Raw genomic sequence first — 16,329 nt, forward strand, 5'->3', positions numbered from 1 at the left:
CGCTCAGTTGCGGGCACGCTCCCAGACCTCGCTGCGCAGGAAATGGTTGTCGTACTGTTCCTGGACCTCCAGCAGGCTCTCCGGGGGGAGTTCGCCGTCGGCGACACGGCGGAGGTGGCGGAAGTAGTCGAAGCGGGCCACCCCGGGGGCGAGGACGATGAGCAGGTCCGCGTCCCGGCCCGGGGCGGCCGCGAAGGCGTGCGCCTGGTGCGGTGGGACGACGACCAGGTCCCCCCGCTGCACGGTGCGGACCTGGTCGCCGCTGAGCAGTTCGGCGGTGCCGTCCAGCATGTAGAACATCTCCGCCGACTTGGTGTGCCGGTGCGGGGTGGCACCGTTCGCGCCGTCGCGGAGGGTGACGCGCTGGGTGGAGAGCGCGCCCCCGGTCCGGTCGGCGTCGGCCAGCAGCGTCAAGGTCGACGGAGCCTGGCGTCCCAGCACCTCGGCCTCGGCGGCACGGACGACGACCGCGTCGTCGAACTCGGGCACGAACAGCGACATACGGGCCTCCCGGCGGATCGGCGGCGGCGCGTTGCACTCCCGCCCCTCGCCCCGCATTCTGCCTCCGGCAGACCCCGGCAGGCGTCCACCCGGCCCCGGCCCGGCGGTGCCCCGGGTCAGGCGCCGGCCAGTACGGCCAGCACCTCCTGGGCCGAGCCCGTCTCGCCCAGCCTCGGGAAGACACCGGTGACGGAGGCCCGGTGCCCGTCGGCGTCCATGTCGGTGCAGGCGTCCTCGACGACGGTCACGTTGTAGCCGTGCTCGTGCGCGGCGCGTGCCGTGGACTCGACACCGAAGCGGGTGGCGATGCCGCCCAGCACGATCTGGGTGACCCCGCGCCGTCGCAGCTCCAGGTCGAGGGAGGTGCCGTAGAAGGCGCCCCAGCTCTGCTTGGTGACCTGGATGTCGGTGGGCTGCGGGTCCAGCTCGGGCCGCAGGTCGGCGAAGTCCGCCGGGCGTTCGCCGCCCCCGCCCATGGTGGCGGCGGTACGGCCCGGCGCGCCGCCCTTCACGTTGACGAGGACGACCGGCAGCCCGCGCTCGCGGAACGCCGCCGCCAGACGAGCGCCGCGCTCGACGACGTCGTCCGCGGCATACGGCACGGTCGGCATCCCGGCGATGCCCTTCTGCAGGTCGATGAGGACCAGTGCTGTGCGGGCGTCCAGGGTGAGGGACATGGGGTGCTCCTTGAACGGATTCGGCGGCCGGTCGGGCCGCAGGGCGATACGGGGGGTGTTACGAACGGCCGCGCAGCGCACGGTCGGTGACGGTCAGCACGATCAGCACGGCGCTGAGCACGGCCGCCGTCACGGCTATCAGGTGCAGGCCCGCGTCGTCGGCCTGCCGCCCGTAGAAGAGGGCGAGGAGGCTGGACGCGGTGATGGCACCCATGTACTGGGAGGTGCGCTGGAGTCCGGCGGCCGCGCCCACCCCGCCGGTGGGCGCCTGCCGGCTCACGGCGGCCTGGTTGCTGGTGCCGGCCAGCCCCTGCGGCAGCCCGAACAGCACGGAGGCCAGCAGCAGCGCGGGCAGCGGTGTGCTGCCGTGTGCCAGGGCGAGTGTCCCCGCACCGGCAAGCAGCAGGACAGCCGCAAGGGTGAGGGGGCCGCGGATGCCCCTCGTACGGGCGCCGAGGAGTGAACAGACGGCGGCGGCGAGCGACATCGGCAGCATGACGAGCCCGGAGCGGAAGGAGGAGAAGCCGTGCGACTCCTCCAGCCACTGCGCGAAGCCGTACATCACGCAGTAGATGACCAGGTACGTCAGCCCGTGCCGGAGGTAGGTGAGCACCAGCGGCCTGTGCCGCGCCAGCACCCGCAGGTCCAGGAACGGCTCCGGCCTGCGCAGCTGCCACCACACGAAGGCGGCCGTCAGCAGCGCGCACGGCGCCAGCAGCGGCCAGCGCGGGTGCGCGAGCTCCATCAGGAAGAGCATCGCCGTGGTCAGGGAGCCGCCGAACAGGAGGATGCCCAGCGTGTCCACGGAGCTGCCCGGCCGCCTCGTCCTGCGGGCGTCCCGCGGCGCGTCCGCGGGCAGCCACAGCAGGGCCAGTCCCAGCCCGGCGAGAGACACCGGAACGTTGACCGCGAAGATCGCCCGCCAGCCCGCGGTGGCGGCCAGCAGTCCGCCGAGGACGGGACCGACCGCCGCGCTGCCGAGCGCCGCCAGCGAGAGGCGGGCCAGAACGGTGCGGGGCACCTGGGTGTCCAGCCGTTCCCCCTCGGCGCGCAGCAGCGCCATGGCGCACGGGTAGGCGGCCGAGGTGCCGACGCCGAGCAGCGCCCGGGAGACGACCAGCCAGCCGAAGGCGGGCGCGACCGTGCCCACCACCCCGGCCACGGCGACGAGCACCAGGCCGGAGAGGAAGACGCGGCGTGGTCCGAGCAGATCGGCCAGCCTGCCCATGGTCGGCTGGGCGACGGCGCTGGCGAGATAGAGGGAGGCGACCAGCCAGGCGGTGTCGGCCGCACCGACGCCGAAACCGCGGCCGATGACCACCAGGGCGGTGGCGATCATCGTGGAGTTGACCGGGTTGAGCAGGGAGCCCAGCAGCAGCGGCGTCATCAGCCGGGCGCCGAAGCCGCGCGCGGGGCCGCCGGGTTCTGCGGCGCGGGCGGTGCCGGGCGCCGCCGTGTCCGGTTCGGGTATCGCGCTCATTCCGCTTCCGCCCCTCCCCGTGGCGGTGTGCGCCGCGGGCCCGCCGCGCTCCTGGCCGTCCGGCCGTTGCCGCCCGACCGGTCCGCTGTGCGGCGCACTCCGCCCGCGCGGCCCTCCCCGCCTGTACTGCTCACTGTGCGTCGTCCCGGTCGGCGGTCCCGTCCTCGGCGATCAGCCGCCGCAGCAGGGCGGTGGCCTCCAGGAGGGTGCGCCGTTCCGCGCCGTCCAGGCGGGTGGCGAGGGCGTCGGTGAGCCAGTCGTGCTTGGCACGGCGTACGGCCTCCAGCGTCCGTTCGCCCTCCGCGGTGAGGGCGAAGACCACCTGGCGCCCGTCGGTCGGGTGCGGGCTGCGCGCGAGGATGCCGCGCTCCTCCAGGGCGCCCACGGTGATCCGCATGGACTGCGGGCGGACCAGCTCCGCGCGGGCGAGCGCGGCGATGGTGGTCGGCCCTGTCCGTGCGAGCCGGCCCAGTACGGAGCGCTGGGTGGGGGTGAGGGCACCCGCGGGTGAGGCGGCCCGCAGGTGTCTGCCGAGCGCGCCGACGGCGGCGGCGAGTTCGGCGGCGAGCTCGGTGCCGCTCGTGCTGCCGGAGGGGTCGCCGGATGATCCGCCGGCCGAGCTGTCGCCCGCCTCGGCACCTCTCCGGCCTCCGGCAGCGCCGTCGGCGGCTGCCGCCTCGCTGTCGGTCCGCGTGTGTTCCTCGTCCTCCCGGGCCATACGTCGAGCGTACGATTTCGACAGGAAAACTTGCAAGTTTTCCTGTCGAGTGAGGAGAGGGCGGTGAAACGGCGGCCGATCGCGACGGGACCGCGCGTGGTTCCCGCCTGATCACAGGCCGTACCGTCGCGTGCCATCGGACGTGTGACGGCTGCCACGGCGGCCGGTGGCCTCGGGGGAGAGGGCATGGGGCCACCACCGGGACCGAAGAGGGCGCCACCGGAACCTCCGCCGGGACGGGGCAGGGCTCCACCGGGGCGGTGCAGAGGTCCGACGGGGCCGGGTCGCGGACCCTACGGGGAGGGAACAGAGCTCCAGCGGGACGGAAAGGGACTCCCTCGGGGCGGAACGGGGCTCCGCCGAGCCGACGCCCGAGCAACCCGGGGCCGCGCCGGAGCACCCCGAAGGCGCCCCGGCTGCCGGGAGCGAGCGGCGGGGGGACCCTCGCTGTGGGCTGCGGCCGGGCGGGCACGGCCACTCTGCGCCTCACCGACGAGGCGGACGGGACGTGCGAGAGCGCGCCCAACTGGGCGGAGCCGACGGGAACACGCTGACGTACGGTCCCGACGAGGCCGTCCGCGACGACATGGGCGGCTGCACCGGCTCCGCTACCGCGTGGGCGGTGACCGCCGTGGGCCACGACACGCTGCGGCTCTCGGCGGTACGGGATCCCGCAGCCACGCCACGCGTCTACCACCGGCCCGCCGACGGACAGGAGTTGCCCGCCCGAAAGGAGGGTTTCGCGGCGGACGGCCACCGGGCTCGGACGAGCCCCCGTACCGGAAGCGCACCGCCACGGAGCGCTCGGTCAACCGGGTCGAGTGCAGCCGTGCGGTCGCCAACCGTGACGACGGACGCGGCTGCGTCCTCGCCCGGGGGCCCACGGCAGCAGCGTCGGTCGTCCGGCTCCGTACGCGATGCGCTGGGACGGGTCCTCAGTCGACCCGCACTTCGGTGTTCTGGCAGGCGTGCAGCAGCCAGGTCCCGTCTTCCTGCTTGGTCATGACGTAGAGCGGGGCGCCCTCCGTGTCGCCCTCTGCCGAGTGACAGACCTGCCGCACCTTGACGGCCGCCACGTCGGGCCGCAGGAACTGCGTGTGCACCGCCTCGTAGGTGACCTCGCCGTCCCACTTCGCGTCGGGCAGGACGGCGCGGGTGAACGCGGCGATCGCGTCGAAGCCGATGAGGACCTTGCCGTGGGCCGTCGTCCAGAGGGCGTCGGGGTGGAAGAGCGCAAGGAACTGCTCGGCGTCCTTGGTGCGCTGAGCACGTTCGACGGCGGCCACGACCTGCTCGATGGCCTTGATGTCTGCGGTTTCTGCGGTCATGACGGTCACTCTGAAACTTCAACTGGCCTTGAAGTCAAGGCCCGCAGCCGTCGGCGTCGCCCAGGAAGAAACTCCGGGACCTCCCGTTCAGGCACTGCGGGCCTCGCAGGTCCCGGCGCGCTCCCCGTGGCGTCGCCGACGTTCGCCGAGCCGTTCATGACCCGTGACTCCTGTTGGCGGTCCCGCGGTGCGTGACATTGCCACAGTAGCCGGTGCGCATGGCGCGCGGGGCGGTACGGGCTATGCGACCTGACGGCCCGTCAGTCCGGTACCGCAAGTACGCCTCCGGCCGGTCGCGTTGGCGAACCGCGTCTTCGCGTACCGCGCGGGCGGGGCCGGCTCGGGAGGGCCCGGCCCCCTGTCGAGGGTGTAGCTGGCTCCACCCTCGATACGGGGTTCCGGAGGCGCGAAGTCCCCTTGGCTCTCGCATACGGTCAAGCCGTCAACAACCGGAAAGGCAAGAAACATGACATCGGTATGGGGAGGGTCCGCGGGCACGCGGACAGCGGCCATGAGGCTGGACTCCGTTACGAAAACATACGGCAAAGGGGACAGTGCCGTCACTGCGCTACGGGGAATCTCCCTGGATGTCCCGCGCGGCACCTTCACCGCTGTCATGGGCCCCTCGGGTTCCGGTAAAAGCACCTTCCTGCACTGCGTCGCCGGGCTCGACCAGCCGACCACCGGCCACGTCTTCCTCGGTGACACGGAGCTGTCCGGTCTGAAGGAGGCGGAGCTCACGGCCATCCGCCGGGAGCGGATCGGCTACGTCTTCCAGGCCTACAACCTGATGTCCGCGCTCACGGTCGGACAGAACGTCACCCTGGTCGCGCGGTTGGCGGACCGGGCCGTGGACGAGGCGTGGCTGCGCGAGGTGCTGACCCGGGTGGGGATGAACGGGTACGTCGACCGCCGGCCCAACCAGCTCTCCGGCGGCCAGCAGCAGCGCGTCGCGATCGCCCGCGCACTGGTGACCCGGCCGGACGCACTGCTGGCCGACGAGCCGACGGGCGCACTGGACACCCGCACCAGCCAGGAGGTCCTCAAGCTGTTCCGGCAGATCGTGGACGAGATAGGTCAGACGGTGCTCATGGTCACCCATGACCCGGTCGCCGCCTCCTACGCGGACACGGTGCTCTTCCTCGCCGACGGCCGGCTGGCGGGTCACTTGAACCAGCCCTCGCCGACCCAGGTCGCGGAGCACATGACGCACCTCGGCGACTGGTGAGGCGGCGCTCGTGTTCGACATCGCATGGAGCACCATCAAGAACCGCAAGGGCGGGTTCATCGCGGCGTTCATCGCCGTGATCTGTGGTTCGGCCGTCATCACCGCCTGCGGCGTCCTGTTCATGTCCGGGGTGCTCTCGGGCGTCGCCCCCGAGCGGTACGCCGGTGCGACCGTGATGGTCGGCGGCCAACAGACCAAGGACGTCAAGGAGAACTTCGATCCGCACTACGCCGAGCGCGTCACCGTGCCGGCGTCGGCGGCCGAGCAGGTCTCCCGCGTCGACGGTGTCGAGAAGGTCGTGCGCGACCGCACCGTCGAGATGAACCTGCACAAGGACGACGGGAGTGCACGGGGCAGGACCGTGCGGCTGGACCACCCGCTCTACGGCCACGGCTGGTCCTCCGCGGCGCTGGGCCCCTTCGAGCTGGCCGAGGGCAGCAGGCCGGGCAGCGCCGGGGAGACGGTGCTGGACACCGGGCTCGCCCACCGTGCCGGACTTGAGGTCGGGGACACCGCGCGGCTCTCGGTCGGTACGACTGCGCACGTCTACAAGGTCGTCGGGCTGGTCGACGCGCCCGCGAACGGCCTGGACCGGCAGTCGGCCGCGTTCTTCACCGACGCACAGGCCGCCGACCTCTCCCAGCGTCCCGACCGGCTGACGGCGATCGGCGTCCTGGGTGCGGACGGGGTCGACGCGGGCGACCTGGCCGGGAAGATCGAGGACGCCGTCACGGGGGCCGACATCGTCACCTACACCGGTGACGAGAGGGGCGACGTGGAGCTCCTGGATGTCGGTGAGTCCCGCAGCTTCCTCGTTCCGCTGTCCGCCTCGTTCGGCGGCACGGCACTCGGCGTCGTCATCTTCGTCGTCTCCTCCACCCTCGGCCTGGTCATCCACCAGCGCCGCCGGGAACTGGCGATGCTGCGTGCCATCGCGGCGACACCGCGTCAGGTGCACAAGCTGATCGGCAGCGAGGTGCTGCTGGTGGCGGTCGCCGGGGCGGTGCTGGGCGCGGTGCCCGGCTTCCTGGTCTCCGGGTTGCTGCGGGACGCCTTCGCGCATGTCGGTGTGCTGCCGCAGGACTTCGAACTGTCCCTCAACCCGTTGCCCGCCGTCGCTGCCGTGCTGCTGTCCGTGCTGGGCGCGCGGGTGGCCGGGTTCATCGCCGCGTTCCGGATCGCCCGGATCCAGCCGGTGGAGGCACTGAGCGAGTCCGAGGCGGAGTCGGAGGAGCTGGGCAGCACCCGCAAGACCGTCGGCGTGGGCCTGATCCTGCTGGGACTGGTGGCGTCGATCGTGATGCCGCTGCTGATACCGGGGCAGGCGGCGATTGCCGGGGCCGGGGGCTCGCTGGTGGTGCTCATGGTGGGCAGCGCGCTGATCTGCCCCGTCCTGGTGCAGTCGGCGACCCGGCTGTTGGCGCCGCTTCTCAAGCGGTCCCGGGTGAGCGGCTTTTTGGCCATGGCCAACAGCAACGCCAACGCCCGCCGGCTCAGCAGCGCGGTCGTGCCCCTGGCGCTGGGCACCTCGATGGCGCTGATGCAGCTGTCGATGCTGAGCACTGTCGAGACGACGGCGAAGGACCAGGCGGCGACCGGTGTCGTCTCCGACTACGTGGTCACCAGCGACACCACGGGCCTGTCCACCGGCCTGACGCGGCAGGTCCGCGCCCTCGACGGTGTCGGGACCGCCACGCCGGTGGCCCGCTCGCAGGTGCTGCTCAACTACATCGAGATCGACAAGCCGGCCTCCAACCCCTTGAGTGCCCAGGGACTGGACCCGCGCGACCTGGACCGCACGCTCGACCTGGACGTGCGCGAGGGCAGCATGGACAAGCTGCGGGGCGACACGGTGGCGCTCAGCTGGAGTGCCGCCGACACCGGGCGGCTGGACCTCGGTGACACCGCCGACATCAACCTCGGTGACGGGGTGCACAAGAAGCTGAAGGTCGTCGCCGTCTACGGCAACGGACTCGGCTTCGGCGACGTCACCCTCCCGCACCGGATGCTGACCGAGCACACCGCCGACCAGCAGGACGCAGCACTGCTGGTCAGCGCCGGCAGCGGCGACGCGGCCGGGCAGGTGAAGGCCGGGCTGGACAAGCTGGCCGAGCACACGCCCGGACTCGCGGTGCACAGCCCGCAGGAGTTCGGCGCCGTCCAGCAGGGCCAGTTCGCCCAGCAGTCGTGGACGAACCTCATCGCCAACGCGCTGCTGATGCTCTACGTCCTCATCGCCGTGGTGAACACCCTGGTCATGGCGACAACGGGCCGCAGCAGGGAGTTCGCCATGCTGCGGCTGATCGGCACCAGCGAGCGGCAGACACGGCGCATGATGTTCCAGGAGTCCTGGGTCGTGATCCTGACCGCGATCGCCGTCGGCGTGGCCCTCGCCGTCCCGCCGTCCGTGGGCATCGCCCTGGCCTTGACGGGCCAGCCGATCCCGTACGTGCAACCGCTGGCCCTGGGCGGCATCGTGGCCTTCGTGGCCCTCCTGGGCTGGCTGTCGATCAGCCTGCCGACCCGCTCGGCGCTGCGGGGCCGCCCCATCGACGCGGTGAACGCGCGTGAGTGACCGGCGTGGCCGGTGGCCGCACCGGCCACGCCGCAGATGATCCGCCGCGGGCGCGCCTAGCTGCCCTTGCCGGTCGGCACCGTCATCCGTGACGGATCGCCGGCCGGCGAGGAGAAGGCCAGCCGCGCCCCGTCCGGGTTGTACTCGGCGTAGAGGGGGTCGACGGTGTCGACGACGACGGCGAGCTTGTGGCCCTTGGGCACGTCGTACGCGGTGGAGAAGAGGTCGAGGTCCACGGCGAACGGCGTGCCGGGGGTGCGGTCGTGGAAGGTGTAGGGGGCGTGGGTGACCAGCTTGCCGGTGCCGAGCGGGCCGACGTCGTAGAGGTAGGCGTAGAAGCTGCCTTCCTTCGCGGTGCTGGTGACGGTGGTGTGCAGCTTCGCCGTTCCGCGCACATGGGTGTCCTCGCCGTACCGTTCCGACTCCCACACGGCGGCGCGGGAGCGCGGCAGCAGCGGCACGGAGACGGTGGGCGGCAGCTTGAGGAACTGGTCCAGCAGCCCCGTCAGGAACATGGTGCCGCCGTCGGCACCGGAGTTCTTGCCGGTGGCCGGCTCCTGCTTCTCGCCGAGTGCGACGGTCCGCTGTCCGGAGGAGACGTCCTTCCAGCTCCTGTAGCCCTCGTAGGCGCCTGTCGACCGGGACTTGAGCTGGACGGGGGGCTCGGTGTCGATGCCGTTGTGCTCGCCCTTGAGGTAGCGGTCGAACCAGTCGTGGGCGTGCGACCAGGTGTCGTTGGGGAGCCCGAGCAGCCCCGTGGCCTCGGCAGTGGCGTGGTCGCCGGGGCGGAACTCCAGCCGCTTGGGGCCGCGCAGCTTCTCGTAGAAGTCGGCGTACTGGTTGGGCGGAAAGATCGAGTCGCTCCAGGCGTTGCCGAGCATGATGGCGGCGCCGTTGTCGTTGATCTTGTCGAGGTAGGTCGCGGGGGAGCGCTTCTTGCCCCACGCGATCATCTCGTCCTCCTTGTCGAGGCGGGAGGCGAGGAAGTCCTGGAGAACCTGACGCAGTTCGGGGCTGGGCCGCCCGGTGAGTGCGCCCGAGCCGCCGAGCAGCCCGGCGGCCTGGACGTGCTGGGTGCGGCCGCTGTAGATCGAGTCGATGAGGTCCGCCCAGCCGCTGAGCGCGGTAACGGCCTTGATCCGTGGGTCGTGACCGGCTGCCAGCAGGCTGATGCCGGCGCCGTAGGAGACGCCGGCCATGCCGACGTGGTTCTTGTCGGCTGGGGTGTGGGCGAGCGCCCAGTCGATGACGCGGGAGGCGTCGGCGACGTCCTCGGGGCCGCCGACCTCGATCTCGCCGCCGGACTGCCAGAAACCGCGCGAGTTGTAGCTGACGACGACGTAGCCGGCGTCGGCGAGTTTCTTGGCCTGGGCGAGATATTCGACCTGCGGCACGCCCCAGCTCGTGGGCAGCACGATCAGGGGGTAGCTGTGCGCGGAGTCGGCGGTGGCGCCCTGGGGGAGGGCGACGTTGGCCTTGAGGGTGATGCCGCCGTCGCCCTCGATGTCGACGAACCGGATGCCGGTGACGCCGGACGCGGTGGCGCCACCGGCGGGCGCGCTGGGCTGGACGGCCGTTGCGGGGGTGAGGGTGAGGCCGGTGGTGGCGAGCGTTCCGGCGAGGAGGACCGAGGCGTAACGCACTGCGGTGGGGGTGGGGCGCATGCACGGCTCCAGACGTCGTCGGGTGGTCCGGGCAGGAAAGTGACTGGAGAGTAAGGCCGGCGGGCTACCGCAAGTAACCCGCCGGTAGGTTACGGACCGGTAAAGGGTGGTCGCCCATGCCGCTCCGTCGGGGTTCTTGTCAGGCGCCCGGGCGGGACTTACGGTCTCAACCTCACGCATATCTACGCGTGTCGAACATGCTGCAGCGCTCACGAAGGAGCTGTTCATGCCCGACGTTGTACGTGCCGCACTGGTGCAGGCGACCTGGACGGGCGACACCGAGTCGATGATCGCCAAACACGAGGAGCACGCCCGCGAGGCCGCCCGCCAGGGCGCGCGGATCATCGGGTTCCAGGAGGTCTTCAACGCCCCGTACTTCTGCCAGGTGCAGGAGGCGGAGCACTACCGGTGGGCGGAGCCGGTGCCGGACGGGCCCACCACCCGCCGGATGTCCGAACTGGCCCGCGAGACGGGCATGGTGGTCGTCTCCCCGGTCTTCGAGGTGGACGGATCCGGCTTCTACTACAACACCGCCGCCGTCATCGACGCCGACGGCACCGTCCTGGGCACCTACCGCAAGCACCACATCCCGCAGCTCCCGGGCTTCTGGGAGAAGTACTACTTCCGCCCCGGCAACCTCGGCTGGCCGGTCTTCGACACCGCCGTCGGCAAGGTCGGCGTCTACATCTGCTACGACCGGCACTTCCCCGAGGGCTGGCGTGCCCTGGGACTGGCCGGGGCCCAGCTCGTCTACAACCCCTCGGCGACCTCGCGTGGCCTCTCCTCGCACCTGTGGCAGCTCGAACAGCCCGCGGCCGCCGTCGCCAACGAGTACTACGTGGCCGCCATCAACCGGGTCGGCACCGAGGAGTACGGGGACAACGACTTCTACGGCACCAGTTACTTCGTCGATCCGCGGGGCCGGTTCGTCGGTGACGTCGCCTCGGACAAGGAGGAGGAGCTGCTGGTCCGCGACCTCGACAAGGGGGCGATCGACGAGGTGCGGCAGCAGTGGGCCTTCTACCGGGACCGACGGCCGGACGCCTACGACGGGCTGGTGCGGCCGTGACCGCGCGGCCCGCCCCCGTGACGGGCTCCGGCCCTGTGCCGGACTCCGTGGCCACCGGTCCTGCCGCCACGGTCCACCGCGACCTGCACGCCCGTCACCAGGCGGTCATGCCGGACTGGATGGCGCTGTACTACGACCATCCGTTGGAGATCACCCATGGCGAGGGCCGCCACGTATGGGACGCCGAGGGGCGCCGCTACCTCGACTTCTTCGGCGGCATCCTGACCACCATGACCGCCCACGCCCTGCCCGAAGTCACCAAGGCGGTCGGCGAGCAGGCGGGGCGGATCCTGCACAGCTCCACCCTCTACCTCAACCGTCCCATGGTGGAGCTCGCCGAGCGGATCGCGGCGCTGTCGGGCATCCCGGACGCGCGGGTCTTCTTCACCACGTCGGGCACCGAGGCCAACGACGCCGCGCTGCTGCTGGCCACGAGCTACCGCCGCGCCAACCAGATCCTGGCGATGCGCAACAGCTACCACGGCCGCTCCTTCACCACCGTCGGCATCACGGGCAACCGCTCCTGGTCGCCCACCTCCCTCTCCCCGCTCCAGACGCTGTACGTGCACGGGGGCGTCCGCACCCGCGGGCCCTTCGCGCACCTGGACGACGCCGCGTTCATCGAGGCCTGCGTCGCCGACCTGCGGGACATGCTCGGGCAGGCCGGTACCTCCGTGGCTGCGCTGATCGCCGAACCCGTCCAGGGGGTGGGAGGCTTCACCTCACCACCCGACGGGCTCTACGCCGCCTTCCGCGAGGAGCTGAAGCAGCACGGCATCCTGTGGATCAGCGACGAGGTGCAGACCGGCTGGGGCCGCACCGGCGACCACTTCTGGGGCTGGCAGGCGCACGACGCCGCGGGCCCACCCGACATGCTCACCTTCGCCAAGGGCATCGGCAACGGCATGTCCGTCGGCGGCGTCGTCGCCCGCGCCGAGATCATGAACTGTCTGGACGCCAACTCCATCTCCACCTTCGGTGGCAGCCCGGTCACCATGGCCGCCGCCCGCGCCAACCTCGGCTACCTGCTGGAGCACGACCTCCAGTCCAACGCCCGCCGCGTGGGCGGACTGCTGCTGGAGCGGCTGCGCTCGGCGGCCTCGGGGCTCGGCGTCGTCCGCGAGGTGCGCGGCCGCGGGCTGATGGCGGGGATCGAGCTCGTGGACCCCGGCACCGGTGAGCCGTCACCGCGGGCCGCCACCCTGGTGCTGGAGGCCGCACGGGAGGGCGGCGTCCTCATCGGCAAGGGAGGCGGCCACTCCACGGCGAGCGTGCTCCGTATCGCACCGCCGCTCACGCTGACCGTCGCCGAGGCCGAGGCGGGCGCCGCCGTGCTGGAGACCGCGCTGCGCACCGCCGAGGCCGAACTCGCCCGAGGAGGAACCGCGGTATGAGCACCACCTTGATCACGGGCGGCCTGGTCGTCACGGCCGCCGAGGAGATGCCGGCCGACGTGCTGATCGAGGGCGGCCGCATCGTCGCCGTCGTCGACCGGCACTCCGCCGTCGCCGAGAGCCTGACCGCCGACCGCGTCCTGGACGCGAGCGGCCTGTACGTCATCCCGGGCGGCGTGGACGCCCACACGCACATGGACTTCCCCTTCGGCGGCACCTTCTCCAGCGACGACTTCGCCACCGGAACCCGCGCCGCCGCCTGGGGCGGCACCACGACCATCGTCGACTTCGCCGTCCAGACCAAGGGCCACGCGCTGCGCGAGGGGCTGGACACCTGGCACGCCAAGGCCGACGGACAGGCCGGCATCGACTACGCCTTCCACATGATCCTCTCCGACGTGAACGACGGCACGCTGCGGGAGATGGACGCCCTGGTGGAGGAGGGTGTGACCTCGTTCAAGATGTTCATGGCCTACCCGGGCGTCTTCTACAGCGACGACGGCCAGATCCTCCGCGCCATGCAGCGCACCGCCGCCAACGGCGGGCTGGCGATGATGCACGCCGAGAACGGCATCGCCATCGACGTCCTGGTCGAACAGGCGCTGGCCGCGGGGCGCACCGACCCGCGCCACCACGGCGAGGTACGCAAGGTGCTGCTGGAGGCGGAGGCCACCCACCGGGCGATCCAGTTGGCCCGGGTGGCCGGCTCGCCGCTCTACGTCGTGCACGTCTCAGCGCAGGAGGCCGTCGAGGAGCTGGCGGTGGCCCGCGGGAGGGACCTGCCGGTGTTCGGCGAGACCTGCCCGCAGTACCTGTACCTGAGCACCGACGAACTCGCCGAGCCGGACTTCGGCGGCGCCAAGTACGTGTGCAGCACGCCGCTGCGCCCGGCCGAGCACCAGGCGGCGCTGTGGCGGGCGCTGCGCACCGACGACCTCCAGGTGGTCTCCACCGACCACTGCCCCTTCTGCTTCACCGGCCAGAAGGACCTGGGCAAGGGCGACTTCTCCAAGATCCCCAACGGAATGCCCGGCGTCGAGCACCGCATGGACCTGCTCCACCAGGCGGTCGTCGACGGGCACATCACCAAGCGGCGCTGGATCGACATCGCCTGTGCCACCCCCGCCCGGATGTTCGGCCTCTATCCGAAGAAGGGCACCCTCGCACCGGGTGCCGACGCCGACGTCGTCCTCTACGACCCGCATGCCCAGCAGACTCTTTCGGCGGAAACCCACCACATGAACGTCGACTACTCCGCCTACGAGGGCAGAACCCTCACGGGCCAGGTGGTCACGGTGCTCTCCCGGGGCGAGACGGTGATCGACCGCCGTACCTGGACGGGCCGCGCCGGACGGGGTCAGTACGTACCGCGAGGGATCTGCCAGTTCCTGAACTGAGGGGTTGTGTGCCCATGGACTTCGGACTCGTCCTCCAGACCGATCCCCCCGGCTCCGCGACCGTCTCGCTGATGCGCCGCGCCGAGCGCAACGGGTTCACCTACGGCTGGACGTTCGACTCACCGGTGCTGTGGCAGGAGCCGTACGTCATCCACAGCCGCATCCTCGCCCACACCACGCAGCTCACCGTCGGGCCGATGGTCACCAATCCGCAGACCCGTTCCTGGGAGGTCACCGCCTCCACGTTCGCCACCCTCAACGAGATGTACGGCAACCGCACCGTCTGCGGAATCGGACGCGGCGACTCGGCGATGCGGGTCGCGGGCCGCGCGCCGGGCACCCTGGCCCGGCTCGGGGAGGCCATGACGGCCATCCGGGACCTGGCCGAGGGGCGCGAGGCCGAGGTGGACGGCGCACGGGTGCGGCTGCCGTGGGTGCGTGCGGGGCGGCTACCGGTGTGGATGGCCGCCTACGGCCCCAGAGCGCTGGCCCTGGCCGGTCGCGAGGCGGACGGCTTCATCCTCCAGCTGGCCGACCCGGTGCTGACCGCCTGGATGGTGGGCGCCGTGCGGGAGGCGGCGGCCCAGGCCGGGCGGGACCCCTCCGCGGTCACCGTCTGCGTGGCCGCGCCCGCCTACGTGTGCGAGGACACCCCCGCGGCGCTCGCCCACGCCCGCGAGCAGTGCCGCTGGTTCGGCGGCATGGTCGGCAACCACGTCGCGGACCTGGTGGCACGGTACGGCGAACACTCCGACGCGGTGCCCGCCGCCCTCACCGCCTACATCAAGGAGCGTGAGGGCTACGACTACGCACACCACGGGCGGGCCGGCAACCCGGACACGGCCTTCGTGCCCGACGACATCGTGGACCGCTTCTGCCTGCTGGGCCCCGAACAGGCGCACCTGGCCCGTCTGCGGGAGCTGGCAGAGCTGGGCGTGGACCAGTTCGCGCTCTACGCCATGCACGACGCGAAGGAGCAGACCGTCGACGCCTACGGCGCGGCGGTGATCCCCGCACTGGCCGCGGCTGCGGAATAGCAGGTACCGAGGCGAGGGGCAGGTGACCGGTCGGGGCGCCTGCCCCTCCGCCGTCTTCCGAGAACGTCACCGTAAGGAGAAGAAGCGAGGTCCGCTCCCGGATCGGAGGTGACGCAGCATGCCCGCGCACCCCCAACCGTCCGACCACCGCCGCTGGTCACAGAGCCGTCAAGCCGCAGTCGGGGAGCCCGGCCCGGCGGGCCGGGCCGGGCCGGAGGGACTTCAGTCCTTCCGGTAGACGAGCGGCTGGTACTCGGGGTGCTTGCGGAGGTAACCGGCGAAGTACGGGCAGACGGGGGCGACCTTTTCGCCAGCCTCCTGGGCCGCTTGAAGGATGCGCTGCGAGAGTGCGCTGCCCACCCCCTGGCCCTCGAACTCGGGAGCGACCTCGGTGTGCGTCACCGCGATCACCCCCGGCGCCCGCAGGTAATGGGTCACGCCCGCCACGGCGCCGTCGTCGGTCCTGGCCTCGTAACGGCTCTCCGCGGGGTTGTCGACGACGGGGATCCCCCGGCGCTCCTCGCTCACCGTTGCGTACCCGCCGCGTCGTCGAGCTGCGCGGTGAACTGAGCGGGCGGCACCGATGCGCCGTTGGCGTCGAGCACGCCCACCTGGCGCCCTTGGAAGAGCACCGTGGGGGTCCCCGCGACACCGCTGTCGTCGAAGGCGCGGCTGACCCGGCGCACCCACGGGTCGTACGCCTGGTCGAGGACCGCGTCGTCGAACGTGGGCCTGCGCAGCCCCGGCACGTCGTTGGCCAGGCCCAGCAGCATGCGGTCGGCGGCGAACCCGTCGTGCTCCTCGTGCGGCTGGTTGCGGTAGAGCGTGTGCAGGTACGTCGCGAACTGCTGCTGCCCCACGTCCGCGGCGGCACCCAGCGCGGCCACCGCCCGGTGCGAGCCGTGCCCGCCGAGCTGGTCGTCGAGGAAGGTGCCGAAATGGTGGTGCAGGACGCAGTCGCCCGAGTCCGCGAGCTGACGCATCGTCTCGCCCAGTGCCAACTCCACGGCCCGGCAGTAGGGGCAGCGCAGATCGAGATAGAGGTCCAGCACAGGTGGCCCCGGCTCCGGCACCTCCGGGCCGGCACCGTAGACCACCGTCGTACCGCCCTCACCAGTCGTGTTCGCCGGGATCATGTTCCCAGCGTCGCCCGCGGCCGGGCGGCGGGCAACGGGGGAGGGCCATCGGGGTGCCCCCCCGGGGGGCCGGTGGGATGCCCGATCCGCGGGGCCGGAACACCTCCTGCGTGCCCGCCCCGCAG

The 16,329-nt window shown here is 71.9% G+C and carries 14 protein-coding genes; 6 read left to right on the forward strand and 8 right to left on the reverse strand.

Translation table 11 applies throughout. The features are described 5' to 3' along the window. Positions 1 to 3 precede the first annotated feature (3 nt). The 5 genes from H297_RS0113805 to H297_RS0113825 form a co-directional block, all read right to left on the reverse strand. Positions 4 to 501, reverse strand: coding sequence for a cupin domain-containing protein (locus H297_RS0113805; protein WP_027737539.1), 498 nt, complete (start codon positions 499 to 501; stop codon positions 4 to 6). Between the two features lie 116 nt (positions 502 to 617). Continuing rightward, positions 618 to 1,178, reverse strand: coding sequence for an isochorismatase family protein (locus H297_RS0113810; protein WP_027737540.1), 561 nt, complete (start codon positions 1,176 to 1,178; stop codon positions 618 to 620). Positions 1,179 to 1,236: 58 nt separating this feature from the next. Continuing rightward, on the reverse strand, positions 1,237 to 2,658 hold the full coding sequence (locus tag H297_RS0113815) for an MFS transporter (RefSeq protein WP_027737541.1): 1,422 nt from the start codon (positions 2,656 to 2,658) through the stop codon (positions 1,237 to 1,239). A gap of 130 nt (positions 2,659 to 2,788) precedes the next feature. After that, on the reverse strand, positions 2,789 to 3,376 hold the full coding sequence (locus H297_RS36240; protein ID WP_078514032.1) for a MarR family transcriptional regulator: 588 nt from the start codon (positions 3,374 to 3,376) through the stop codon (positions 2,789 to 2,791). Positions 3,377 to 4,311: 935 nt separating this feature from the next. Beyond that, positions 4,312 to 4,704, reverse strand: coding sequence for an SgcJ/EcaC family oxidoreductase (locus tag H297_RS0113825; RefSeq protein WP_037794143.1), 393 nt, complete (start codon positions 4,702 to 4,704; stop codon positions 4,312 to 4,314). Positions 4,705 to 5,170: 466 nt separating this feature from the next. Here H297_RS0113825 and H297_RS0113830 point away from each other — a divergent pair, with 466 nt between their 5' ends. Both H297_RS0113830 and H297_RS0113835 read left to right on the forward strand, forming a co-directional pair. After that, positions 5,171 to 5,932, forward strand: coding sequence for an ABC transporter ATP-binding protein (locus tag H297_RS0113830; RefSeq protein ID WP_199787194.1), 762 nt, complete (start codon positions 5,171 to 5,173; stop codon positions 5,930 to 5,932). A 10-nt stretch (positions 5,933 to 5,942) separates the two neighbouring features. Beyond that, the gene (locus tag H297_RS0113835) at positions 5,943 to 8,507 is read left to right on the forward strand and encodes an FtsX-like permease family protein (RefSeq protein ID WP_027737544.1); all 2,565 of its coding nucleotides are present in this window, start codon (positions 5,943 to 5,945) and stop codon (positions 8,505 to 8,507) included. Between the two features lie 56 nt (positions 8,508 to 8,563). Here the strand turns inward: H297_RS0113835 and H297_RS0113840 are convergent, their stop codons facing one another. Next, positions 8,564 to 10,171 (reverse strand): alpha/beta fold hydrolase, encoded by a 1,608-nt coding sequence (locus tag H297_RS0113840; RefSeq protein WP_027737545.1) that lies wholly within the window; start codon positions 10,169 to 10,171, stop codon positions 8,564 to 8,566. Positions 10,172 to 10,397: 226 nt separating this feature from the next. On the opposite strand from H297_RS0113840, the gene H297_RS0113845 reads away from it, so the two are divergent. The 4 genes from H297_RS0113845 (at position 10,398) to H297_RS0113860 (ending at position 15,068) form a co-directional block, all read left to right on the forward strand. Then, positions 10,398 to 11,240 (forward strand): nitrilase-related carbon-nitrogen hydrolase, encoded by an 843-nt coding sequence (locus H297_RS0113845; RefSeq protein WP_027737546.1) that lies wholly within the window; start codon positions 10,398 to 10,400, stop codon positions 11,238 to 11,240. A gap of 107 nt (positions 11,241 to 11,347) precedes the next feature. Next, complete coding sequence (locus H297_RS36245) at positions 11,348 to 12,634, forward strand: class-III pyridoxal-phosphate-dependent aminotransferase (protein WP_051351834.1); 1,287 nt, start codon at positions 11,348 to 11,350, stop codon at positions 12,632 to 12,634. Beyond that, complete coding sequence (gene hydA, locus H297_RS0113855) at positions 12,631 to 14,031, forward strand: dihydropyrimidinase (RefSeq protein WP_027737547.1); 1,401 nt, start codon at positions 12,631 to 12,633, stop codon at positions 14,029 to 14,031. Before H297_RS36245 ends, hydA begins: the two co-directional genes overlap by 4 nt. A gap of 14 nt (positions 14,032 to 14,045) precedes the next feature. After that, positions 14,046 to 15,068 (forward strand): TIGR03842 family LLM class F420-dependent oxidoreductase, encoded by a 1,023-nt coding sequence (locus H297_RS0113860; RefSeq protein WP_027737548.1) that lies wholly within the window; start codon positions 14,046 to 14,048, stop codon positions 15,066 to 15,068. Between the two features lie 222 nt (positions 15,069 to 15,290). Here H297_RS0113860 and H297_RS0113865 read toward each other — a convergent pair whose 3' ends face one another. Together H297_RS0113865 and H297_RS0113870 are read right to left on the reverse strand one after the other, a co-directional pair. After that, a complete protein-coding gene (locus tag H297_RS0113865; RefSeq protein ID WP_027737549.1) occupies positions 15,291 to 15,596 on the reverse strand; it encodes a GNAT family N-acetyltransferase in 306 nt (101 codons plus the stop codon). Continuing rightward, entirely contained in the window at positions 15,593 to 16,204 is a 612-nt protein-coding gene (locus H297_RS0113870; RefSeq protein ID WP_027737550.1) for a thioredoxin domain-containing protein, read from the reverse strand. The genes H297_RS0113865 and H297_RS0113870 overlap by 4 nt, the downstream gene beginning before the upstream one ends. Between the last annotated feature and the right edge of the window lie 125 nt (positions 16,205 to 16,329).

This window comes from Streptomyces sp. CNT360, from assembly GCF_000424785.1.

What these genes read in the sequence shown, in the direction of transcription:
- H297_RS0113805 (WP_027737539.1), bottom strand. Translation starts at nt 501, where the DNA reads ATGTCGCTGTTCGTGCCCGAGTTCGACGACGCGGTCGTCGTCCGTGCC.
- H297_RS0113810 (WP_027737540.1), bottom strand. Translation starts at nt 1,178, where the DNA reads ATGTCCCTCACCCTGGACGCCCGCACAGCACTGGTCCTCATCGACCTG.
- H297_RS0113815 (WP_027737541.1), bottom strand. Translation starts at nt 2,658, where the DNA reads ATGAGCGCGATACCCGAACCGGACACGGCGGCGCCCGGCACCGCCCGC.
- H297_RS36240 (WP_078514032.1), bottom strand. Translation starts at nt 3,376, where the DNA reads ATGGCCCGGGAGGACGAGGAACACACGCGGACCGACAGCGAGGCGGCA.
- H297_RS0113825 (WP_037794143.1), bottom strand. Translation starts at nt 4,704, where the DNA reads ATGACCGCAGAAACCGCAGACATCAAGGCCATCGAGCAGGTCGTGGCC.
- H297_RS0113830 (WP_199787194.1), top strand. Translation starts at nt 5,171, where the DNA reads ATGACATCGGTATGGGGAGGGTCCGCGGGCACGCGGACAGCGGCCATG.
- H297_RS0113840 (WP_027737545.1), bottom strand. Translation starts at nt 10,171, where the DNA reads ATGCGCCCCACCCCCACCGCAGTGCGTTACGCCTCGGTCCTCCTCGCC.
- H297_RS0113845 (WP_027737546.1), top strand. Translation starts at nt 10,398, where the DNA reads ATGCCCGACGTTGTACGTGCCGCACTGGTGCAGGCGACCTGGACGGGC.
- H297_RS36245 (WP_051351834.1), top strand. Translation starts at nt 11,348, where the DNA reads ATGCCGGACTGGATGGCGCTGTACTACGACCATCCGTTGGAGATCACC.
- hydA (WP_027737547.1), top strand. Translation starts at nt 12,631, where the DNA reads ATGAGCACCACCTTGATCACGGGCGGCCTGGTCGTCACGGCCGCCGAG.
- H297_RS0113860 (WP_027737548.1), top strand. Translation starts at nt 14,046, where the DNA reads ATGGACTTCGGACTCGTCCTCCAGACCGATCCCCCCGGCTCCGCGACC.
- H297_RS0113870 (WP_027737550.1), bottom strand. Translation starts at nt 16,204, where the DNA reads ATGATCCCGGCGAACACGACTGGTGAGGGCGGTACGACGGTGGTCTAC.